Source organism: Maribacter sp. BPC-D8 (assembly GCF_035207705.1).
In the GTDB taxonomy this organism is placed as follows: Bacteria; Bacteroidota; Bacteroidia; order Flavobacteriales; family Flavobacteriaceae; genus Maribacter.
This window is the reverse complement of sequence record NZ_CP128187.1, coordinates 4,774,155-4,783,464: the sequence shown is the minus strand read 5'-3', so window position 1 is coordinate 4,783,464 and position 9,310 is coordinate 4,774,155. Positions and strand designations below refer to the sequence as shown.

Annotated in this window: 7 protein-coding genes and 1 tRNA gene; all 8 read right to left on the bottom strand. The window is 36.3% G+C overall.

All coding sequences use genetic code 11. The features are described 5' to 3' along the window. Positions 1–909: 909 nt before the first annotated feature. The 8 genes from QSV08_RS20825 to QSV08_RS20790 all read right to left on the bottom strand — a co-directional run bounded on the left by QSV08_RS20825 (position 910) and on the right by QSV08_RS20790 (position 9,310). A tRNA-Arg gene (locus QSV08_RS20825) sits at positions 910–983 on the bottom strand. A 136-nt stretch (positions 984–1,119) separates the two neighbouring features. Next, a complete protein-coding gene (locus QSV08_RS20820; RefSeq protein WP_324025603.1) occupies positions 1,120–1,563 on the bottom strand; it encodes a GatB/YqeY domain-containing protein in 444 nt (147 codons plus the stop codon). 88 nt (positions 1,564–1,651) lie between these two features. Continuing rightward, positions 1,652–3,565, bottom strand: coding sequence for a cell division protein FtsZ (gene ftsZ / locus QSV08_RS20815; protein ID WP_324025602.1), 1,914 nt, complete (start codon positions 3,563–3,565; stop codon positions 1,652–1,654). 43 nt (positions 3,566–3,608) lie between these two features. Continuing rightward, positions 3,609–4,955 carry a cell division protein FtsA gene (gene ftsA / locus QSV08_RS20810; protein ID WP_324025601.1) on the bottom strand — a complete coding sequence of 449 codons (1,347 nt, stop codon included), beginning with the start codon at positions 4,953–4,955 and terminating at the stop codon, positions 3,609–3,611. A gap of 5 nt (positions 4,956–4,960) precedes the next feature. Further along, positions 4,961–5,680, bottom strand: coding sequence for a cell division protein FtsQ/DivIB (locus QSV08_RS20805; RefSeq protein WP_324025600.1), 720 nt, complete (start codon positions 5,678–5,680; stop codon positions 4,961–4,963). Continuing rightward, the gene (murC, locus tag QSV08_RS20800; RefSeq protein ID WP_324025599.1) at positions 5,670–7,025 is read right to left on the bottom strand and encodes a UDP-N-acetylmuramate--L-alanine ligase; all 1,356 of its coding nucleotides are present in this window, start codon (positions 7,023–7,025) and stop codon (positions 5,670–5,672) included. Before murC ends, QSV08_RS20805 begins: the two co-directional genes overlap by 11 nt. A 1-nt stretch (position 7,026) precedes the next feature. Beyond that, positions 7,027–8,115: an undecaprenyldiphospho-muramoylpentapeptide beta-N-acetylglucosaminyltransferase gene (gene murG, locus QSV08_RS20795; protein ID WP_324025598.1), complete on the bottom strand. Its 1,089-nt coding sequence runs from the start codon at positions 8,113–8,115 to the stop codon at positions 7,027–7,029. Further along, on the bottom strand, positions 8,102–9,310 hold the full coding sequence (locus QSV08_RS20790) for an FtsW/RodA/SpoVE family cell cycle protein (RefSeq protein WP_324025597.1): 1,209 nt from the start codon (positions 9,308–9,310) through the stop codon (positions 8,102–8,104). Before QSV08_RS20790 ends, murG begins: the two co-directional genes overlap by 14 nt.

Genomic DNA, 9,310 nt, shown 5'->3' with positions numbered 1-9,310 from the left:
AACAGAAATCACATAAAAATTGAACAACATTGATTACCTCAATACACATTACAACCTTCCACTATTAAACTGGTTTGTGTTTCTCAAATTCAAACAGCATTAGATACTCAAAAAGAAGTTTCACCAAGTCATTATATTACATATTAAGACCCAAAAAAAGTGTAAACAATATATAATAACATCGCAATTTTAAAATCTATACTCTTACGTCAGCAAAAACATAAGGAGAAAAAAAATTGATTTTTATTGTTACTCATATATACTACATCGAATTCTCGTTACTTGAACTTGATATAGCAGTATAATATCATCCATTTAAAACTCTACATAAAACCAGTTCTAACAATACTATCTGCAAATACTACCACCACTTTCTATATGCGAAACAATAGATAGCATAAAATTTAAATTATTAGCCACTTATACCACTAAGCTCTACCTATATAAAAAGGATATACCAACTCACCTTATTACAATGAGAATTAAAACACAAAAAAGCCACACCTTTTAAGATGTGGCTTTAAAATTTAGTGACCTCGAAAGGACAGTATAGCTTATCTATGACTTACACTCTAACAACAGCGAAAACATAGGTAGAAAAAGATCGGTTTAAATTGTTACTCATATATAGCACATCGAATTCTAGCTATTAGAACTTGGTATATCATTAATCAGCAACTATAATCATCAGTTTAAAACATCTACTAAAAACTAGTTCTACCAATACTGTCTGTACATACTACCACCATTTTCAATAGGCTAAATAAAAGATGATATAAAATTTAAATTATTAGCTACTTATTCCCCTAAACTCTACCCATATACATAGGTTATACTAACTCACCTTATTACAATGAGAATTAAAACACAAAAAAGCCACACCTTTTAAGATGTGGCTTTAAAACTTAGTGACCTCGAAGGGATTCAAACCCCCAACCCTCAGAGCCGAAATCTGATGCGCTATTCAGTTGCGCCACGAGGCCATTATTTTATATTCAGTGTTCAATTAGCAATTAGCAATTAGCAATTAGCAATTAGCAATTAGCAATTAGCAATTAGCAATTAGCAATTAGCAATTAGCAAAATTAAAAATTAAAAATGCCCTAATACAAATCTATGTTACGCTAATTTACTTTTTACGATTGTAGATATTAATTTACCGTCTGCTTGACCGGCTAATTCTTTAGAAACAATCCCCATAACCTTACCCATATCCTTCATTCCTGAAGCACCGGTAGCTTCTATAGTTTGAACTACTACTTTTTCTACCTCTTCCTCTGTAAGTTGTTCTGGTAAAAATTGTTCTATTACCGCAATCTGTGCCAATTCTGGATCAGCAAGATCTTGTCTTCCTTGTTCTATAAAAATAGCAGCACTATCTTTTCGTTGTTTTACTAACTTCTGTACTATTTGTATCTCATCATCTTCAGTTATTTCACCACCTCCACTCGTGCTCGCTACCAATAAAGCAGATTTAATAGCCCTAAGTGATTCTAGCGCTACAGCATCCTTTGCTTTCATAGCTAATTTCAACTGCTCCATTACTCTCTGCTGTAGTCCCATTTTATCTTTATTTTGGTCAGCAAAGATAAAAAAATAAAACCCGAAAACTAACTTAGTTTTCGGGTTTAAAAATATTATAAGACTATTATTAGTCTACATTATCATGTAAAAATGAATTATTAGATCTTAACTGTATATCATCGTTACTATCTCCACTCAACGATGTTCTAGAAATCTTCTTTTCTCGTGAACTTTCATTCAAATCAACACCTTGTCTTTGATATGCCGGTTTCTTTTCGTCATAGCTAGTAGGCGCGTTATTTTTGAACTTATAATTGAAATCTTTCAATTTTCTTCTACGTTCATCTGCTCTATCTCTCAATAACTCTTCAATCGGCGTTTCCATTGGATCTAATTGTTCCTCTGGGTGTGCTTCTCTTTTTGGAGCTACAGTTTTTCTCTCGAATACCAACTCGTCTTCAATAATTTTAGGTTCGAACTCTTCTGCCTTAGATTTTGCACCAGTCAGCTTACTTTCTAACTGCATGTAGTCATCTAAACTATAGCGTTTTTCACCATTCTTATTATACTCTAATACTGGTACAATTTCGATGCTTTCATTAACATCTATATCTTTTACTTCATCATGTAGATCAAACATGATTACGTTTTCTTTCTCCTCTTCTCCTCTTGATGAACTTTCAAAACCAACTGTAAATTGATCATCTTCTTCTTCAACTTGTATCTCTTCTGGTTCAACTACTTCAATATCTCTAAAAGATGAAGGTGCATCTACGATAACAAAATCTTCTTCTGAAACGTTCTCCGCTAATACTTCCTCGTAAAAAACATTGAAATTTTTAATATAGTTCGTTGTAGGTATCAAATCAAAATCTTCTTCCTCAACGAACTCATACTTTTTTACGGGTTTAACTTGTTTTACCTCCTCTTCCTCATCGTCCATTTCTAAAGTATGGACCGTTTTTTGGTTCGATAACAACATTGCCTCTGCACGTTGTCCTTCCTCCAAAGTATGTATGATCTTCTTTGACTCAGTATTTACAATATCATCTTGTTGCTCAATATTAAAACCTGTAGCAATTACCGTTACAGCAATAGCTTCGCCTAAGCTCTCATCTTCACCAACACCCATAATGATGTTTGCTCCGTATCCTGCCTCAATCTGAATATGATCATTGATTTCTCCAATCTCATCGATAGTAATTTCTTGTGCACCAGAAACAATCAATAACAATACATTTTTAGCTCCTTGAATTTTGTTGTCATTCAATAACGGAGAATCTAATGCTTTCATGATTGCCTCATTAGCTCTTGCAGAACCAGATGAAATAGCAGAACCCATAATAGCAGTACCACTATTAGATAGTACTGTTTTAGCATCACGTAAATCTATGTTTTGTGTATAGTGATGTGTAATAACTTCTGCAATACCTCTAGCAGCAGTTGCTAATACTTCATCAGCTTTAGAGAAACCAGCTTTGAAACCTAGGTTTCCGTATACTTCTCTTAATTTATTGTTATTAATGACGATCAGCGAATCGACATTATTGCGTAATTTTTCAATACCACGTTGTGCTTGTTCAACTCGCATTTTACCTTCGAATTGAAACGGCATAGTAACGATACCAACAGTAAGAACATCCATTTCTTTTGCAAACTTGGCAATTACGGGAGCAGCACCAGTTCCTGTTCCCCCACCCATACCTGCAGTAATGAAGATCATTTTAGTAGTTGTATCCAACATACTTTTAATCTCTTCCATACTTTCCATGGCAGCTTGTTCACCTACTTCAGGATTGGCACCAGCACCCAAACCTTCAGTTAATGAAATGCCTAATTGTATTTTGTTTGGCACCGGACTATTGTCTAAAGCCTGAGAATCTGTATTACAGATCACAAAATCAACTCCGTTAATTCCTGCTTGGAACATGTGATTAATGGCATTGCTACCACCGCCACCTACACCAATGACTTTTATAACGTTGCTTTGATTCTTTGGTAGATCAAAGGAGATATTATCAAATTCGCTGTTCTTACTCATATTCTAATTATTACTGGTTATGTATTCTCTTGTGCTATGCTTATTACTCTGCGTTATCTAAAAATTCTTTCAATTTTTCAGACCACTTATCAAAAACAGATTTTCTTTCTTTATGCAGGTTTGGGCGTGCTACTGCTTCGGTATCTCGTTCAGCATATACCAACTCTTCTTCTTCCTGCTCAAGTTCTTGTTCTTGTAAAATTTCTTCTTGCGTTAATTTCAACTTCTCCTGATTTTTAATGGCATTCATTAAAAGTCCAACAGCTGTTGCGTATAACGGACTAGCAACTTCTTCATCAGAATCGCCTGCTAGGTGTTCGTTAGGGTACCCGATACGAGTATCCATACCTGTTATATATTCTACTAATTGCTTTAAATGTTTTAGTTGGCTTCCACCACCTGTTAACACGATACCTGCAATCAATTTCTTCTTTTGTTCTTCGTGACCGTAGTTTTTGATTTCTACATATACTTGCTCGATAATCTCAACTACACGTGCATGAATTATTTTAGAAAGATTTTTCAAAGAGATTTCTTTTGGCTCTCTACCACGTAAACCTGGTATAGATACAATTTCGTTATCTCTGTTCTCTCCCGGCCATGCTGAACCAAATCTGGTTTTCAACAACTCTGCCTGTTTTTCTATAATCGAACATCCTTCTTTAATATCTTCTGTAATGACTCCACCACCGAAAGGTATTACTGCCGTATGTCTAATGATACCATCTTTAAAAATAGCCAGATCAGTTGTACCACCACCTATATCGATTAGTGCTACACCTGCTTCTTTTTCTTCTTGACTTAATACTGCATCAGATGACGCTAGTGGCTCTAGTGTTATATTTCCTAAATCTAATCCTGCACTTTTAATGCAACGACCTACATTCTTTATAGAAACAACTTGACCAACTACTACATGAAAGTTAGCTTCTAGCCTACCTCCATACATACCAACAGGCTCGCGTATTTCAGCTTGACCATCAACTTTGTATTCTTGTGGTAAAACATGAATAATCTCTTCACCCGGTAGCATAATCAATTTGTGCACTTGATTACATAGTAAGTCTACATCTTCGTCACCGATTACTTCCTCAGAATCTTTTCTGGTAATGTAATCGCTGTGCTGTAAACTTCTAATATGCTGACCGGCGATACCAACAACAACAGAACCAATTTTAAGACCAGAATTTGCTTCTGCCTCTTCAACCGCCTGCTGAATAGATTTTATCGTTTGGGTAATATTATTTACCACACCTCTGTGTACACCTAAACTTTTGGACTTACCGATACCCAAAATCTCAATTTTACCATACTCGTTTTGCTTTCCGATTATGGCAACGATTTTCGTTGTTCCAATGTCTAAACCGACTGAATATTTAGTTTGTTCCATTTTAATTATATTTTAGTGCACACCACCTGGTTATTGAATTCTAAACTTACTTCTGCATAATCCTCCAAGGTTTCATCCTTGTTCGCTTTGGCATAAAATGCCTTAAAATTGCTAAACTTGGCCTCTAAATCTTCAATACCGCCTATGTTCACAACAAAATTGTTAAGCCTTAATCGTAACTGATATTCTTCTTCTCCTTTAATGTGAATACCAATAACAGATTCACGAAAAAAATCGTCCATATTTATATGTTCCAAAATGACATAGACATCTTCAAGGCTTTTACCACTGATATTGCCCGTTATAATGGGAACTCTTGCTGAATGATTATTTGAAAGAGGCATTCTCTTTCCTTCATCGTCCAAATAGAATTTTGAATCCCCCTCAATACGTCCTATTGGCTTACGTTGAACAATTCTCGACGTCAGCTCACCATCTATTGTTAGATAGACTTGTGCACTTTTTACCATTTCATTGGCCTCAAGGGCCTTTTCTACAGTATTCAAAACTATATTTTCTTTAGGCACATTATCAAGGCTACCGTAATTTTGTATTAACAATTTATTAACCGTTCCTTCGGTGAGGTACAAATTTTGCTCCCCAACGAATTCTACCTTCATTCCCGTAACATTCTTGGTGCTATTACGCTCATTCGAAAAAGCATATAACCCCATGATTACCAGAATCAAAGCAGCCAACTTTATAAAATTCCAATTAACCTGCATACGACATCTCTTTTTTTATTTTCACAACTTCTAAACCTATATCTCCAGCTCCCATTGTTAGTAAAACTTCAGGATCTTGTTTTTTTATCTCAGAAACGATTTGTTCTTTTGAAATTAATTTTTTATTACTACTTGTCACCTTACCCAACAACCATTCTGCCGTTACCCCTTCAAGTGGTTCTTCTCTAGCCGGATAGATATCTAACAACAACATATTCTCGAATTGCGATAAGCTTTTTGCGAACTCATCTGCAAAATCACGTGTTCTTGAAAACAAGTGCGGCTGAAAAATTGCCAATACCTTTTTATTCGGATGCATTTCTGCAACTGCTTCAAAAACAGCATTGATTTCAGTAGGGTGATGTGCATAATCATCAATAAAAATGAAATCATCACTTTTAATCTGATACGAAAATCGCCTTTGCACTCCTTTAAATGTTGCTAATGCCTCTGCAAGGCGATGCGGCGGGGAACCTGCTTGCATCGCCATTGCGAAAGCTACCAAACCGTTCAACAAATTATGTCGCCCAGGTTTGTTAAATTCAACCCCTTCTAGTTTGAGGTCAGGGGTCTCCAAATCGAATATGTAGGTGCCATGTTCTATTTTTATGTTCCGGATGCAATAATCCGAATCGTCTTCTATACCATAGGTCAACCCTTCTAAAGGCAAACCATTTCGAACAAATAATTTACCGCCTGGTTTTAAGCGTCTGGTAAAATCTACAAATGTTCTTTCCAATTCTTGCGCATCACCATAAATATCAAGGTGATCAGCATCCATTGACGTAACACAGGCTACATTTGGTGTCAACTGCATAAATGAACGATCAAATTCATCTGCTTCTACCACCGAATACTCCGTTCCTTCTAACAGGAAATTACTATTGAAATCTTCTGAAATTCCGCCTAAGAACGCCGTCATTTTAACTCCTGTTTCTTTTAACAAATGTGCCAAAATACTAGAGGTTGTTGTTTTACCATGCGTACCGGCAACTGCTAAACAAAAAGAGTCTTTGGTTATCAAACCAAGTACCTCTGAACGTTTCTTAATCGTGAATCCATTATTTAAAAAATACTGATACTCAGAATGAGAAGCAGGTACTGCTGGCGTATACACTACCAAGGTATGCTCTGGGTCATTCTTATATTCTTGCGGCACAGCATCAATATCATCTGTATAATGAATATCAATACCTGAACTTGCCAATTCTTTCGTTAGCGGACTCTCGGTTTTGTCATACCCAGCAACCGCCTTATTTATAAACGCAAAATAACGCGCCAAAGCAGACATACCTATGCCCCCTATGCCAATAAAATACACCTTATGTATTTGCGTTACGTTCATTTTATTTTATCAATTTTTCTATTTCATCACAGATATCAGCAGTGGCATTTGGTAACGCCAATGACTTAATATTCTTTGATAATTCTTGTTGCTTTTCTACGGATTTAAATACCGATTCAAACTCCGTTTTAAATTTCGCATCAAGCTCTTTTTCTCTAATCATAATTGCGGCTTCATGCCCAACCAACGACAATGCATTCATGGTCTGGTGATCTTCTGCCACAACTGGCGAAGGAATAAAGAATGTTGGTTTCCCAACCAAACACAATTCTGATACCGCACCTGCACCTGCTCTTGAAATAATGAAATCTGCTGCTACATAAGCTTTATCCATCGAGTTTAAAAAAGCATGCACTTTAATGTTCTCTGACTGATGTGATTTGTAGGTTTCATAATACCCTTTACCACATTGCCATATTACTTGTAAGCCTAATGCTTTAAAATATTCTAAATGATCCGCTACCAATTGATTGATGCGTCTTGCCCCTAAACTTCCACCTAATACTAAAAGTGTTTTCTTATCGGCTTTCAATTCAAAATACTGTAAAGCTTCATCTTTAGTAGCTTTCAATTCTACCAAATCTGAACGTACAGGATTACCTGTTTTTACAATTTTATCTTTCGGAAAAAATCGCTCCATGCCATCATATGCCACACAGATTTTCTTCACTTTATCTTTTAATAGTTTATTAGTAATGCCTGCAAAAGAATTTTGTTCTTGCAACACACATGGTATTCCTTTTACGGTTGCCATTTTTAACAACGGACCACTAGCAAAACCACCCGTACCAATTACGGCGTGTGGCTTAAACTTCGATACGATGCTATTTGCTCTCATTAAACTACTTATCAATTTTATTGGAAATAGTAGATTTTTAAGGGTCAGTTTGCGCTGAATTCCTGTAATCCACAATCCTTCTATTTTGTACCCTGCTTGTGGTACTTTCTCCATCTCCATTCTATCCTTCGCACCAACGAACAAAAATTCTGCATCAGGATGTCTCCTTTTCAATTCGTTCGCTATGGCTATCGCCGGATAAATATGTCCGCCAGTACCTCCTCCTGATAGAATAAACTTATAACTGCCCACTTAAAATCTCTAAAGGGTTCGTTTCATCCATATCAATATCGTTGCCAGAAGCACTCTCCTGAGCTATACTTTTATTACTTGCACTTAAAATTATACCTATCGCCAAACAGGTCATCCAACTAGAAGTACCTCCACTACTGATCAATGGTAAGTTCTGACCTGTTACCGGAAACAACTCCACCGCTACTGCCATATTGATCAACGCTTGAAACACAATGGGCAAACCAACACCTAGCACCAATAACTTACTAAAGACCGATGCACAACCATTGGCAACCACCACTATTCTAAACAAGAGAAACAAGTAAAATAACATGAGAATAAATCCTCCTATCAAACCATATTCTTCCACTATAATCGCATAGATAAAATCTGATGAACTCTGTGGCAAAAAGTTCTTCTGTACACTTTTTCCAGCTCCTTTACCCATTACTCCGCCAGTAGCTATTGCTATTTTTGCTCTTTCTATTTGATAGGAGCCTTCGGTATCCTCAGGGTTTGAGAAACTATCTATACGGCTCATCCACGTATCTACCCTATTCGGGAATAAATCTGGGAAAGCTTTTGCCGTTAATACGAACATGGTCAAAAACAACATACCCGCTCCAACAATGCCAAATAAGTATTTCATAGGATATCCTCCTAAAAAACACAATACCATAACCATTGAAAAAACGATTGCTGCCGTTGAAAAGTTCGCTGGTAAAATAAGTGCTACTACTAAGAAAACCGGAAGCCATAAAGGCAATATGCTGTCTTTAAATGTTATTTTTATATCTCTAACTTTTGAGAAATAACGCGCTACATATATCATTAATACTACTGCTGCCAAGTTAGAAGGCTGAAAACCGAAACCTACCAATGGTAAGCGTATCCAACGACTATCGTTAGTACCACCACTTGAGGTGCCTTGTGCCAATACGAATATGAGCAAGACCAACACTATAGGCAGTGCAATCATTGAAAGCCCCTTAAAGAAGTGTGTAGGTATTTTATGTACCCCATAAATAATTCCAAAGCCTAAAAACAACAGTATGGCATGTTTTACCAAATGACCAACTGGCGTACCACTACCTACTACATACACCAAGTTACTACTGGCACTATATACTGGCAGAAATGAAAATAAGGCCAAGAGTGCCGCAATGGCCCAAATAGCTTTATCTCCTTTTATATTTTGAAATATATTCAACAC

Coding starts and splice junctions, on each gene's coding strand:
- QSV08_RS20820 (WP_324025603.1), bottom strand. CDS start 1,563: ATGGGACTACAGCAGAGAGTAATGGAGCAGTTGAAATTAGCTATGAAA.
- ftsZ (WP_324025602.1), bottom strand. CDS start 3,565: ATGAGTAAGAACAGCGAATTTGATAATATCTCCTTTGATCTACCAAAG.
- ftsA (WP_324025601.1), bottom strand. CDS start 4,955: ATGGAACAAACTAAATATTCAGTCGGTTTAGACATTGGAACAACGAAA.
- QSV08_RS20805 (WP_324025600.1), bottom strand. CDS start 5,680: ATGCAGGTTAATTGGAATTTTATAAAGTTGGCTGCTTTGATTCTGGTA.
- murC (WP_324025599.1), bottom strand. CDS start 7,025: ATGAACGTAACGCAAATACATAAGGTGTATTTTATTGGCATAGGGGGC.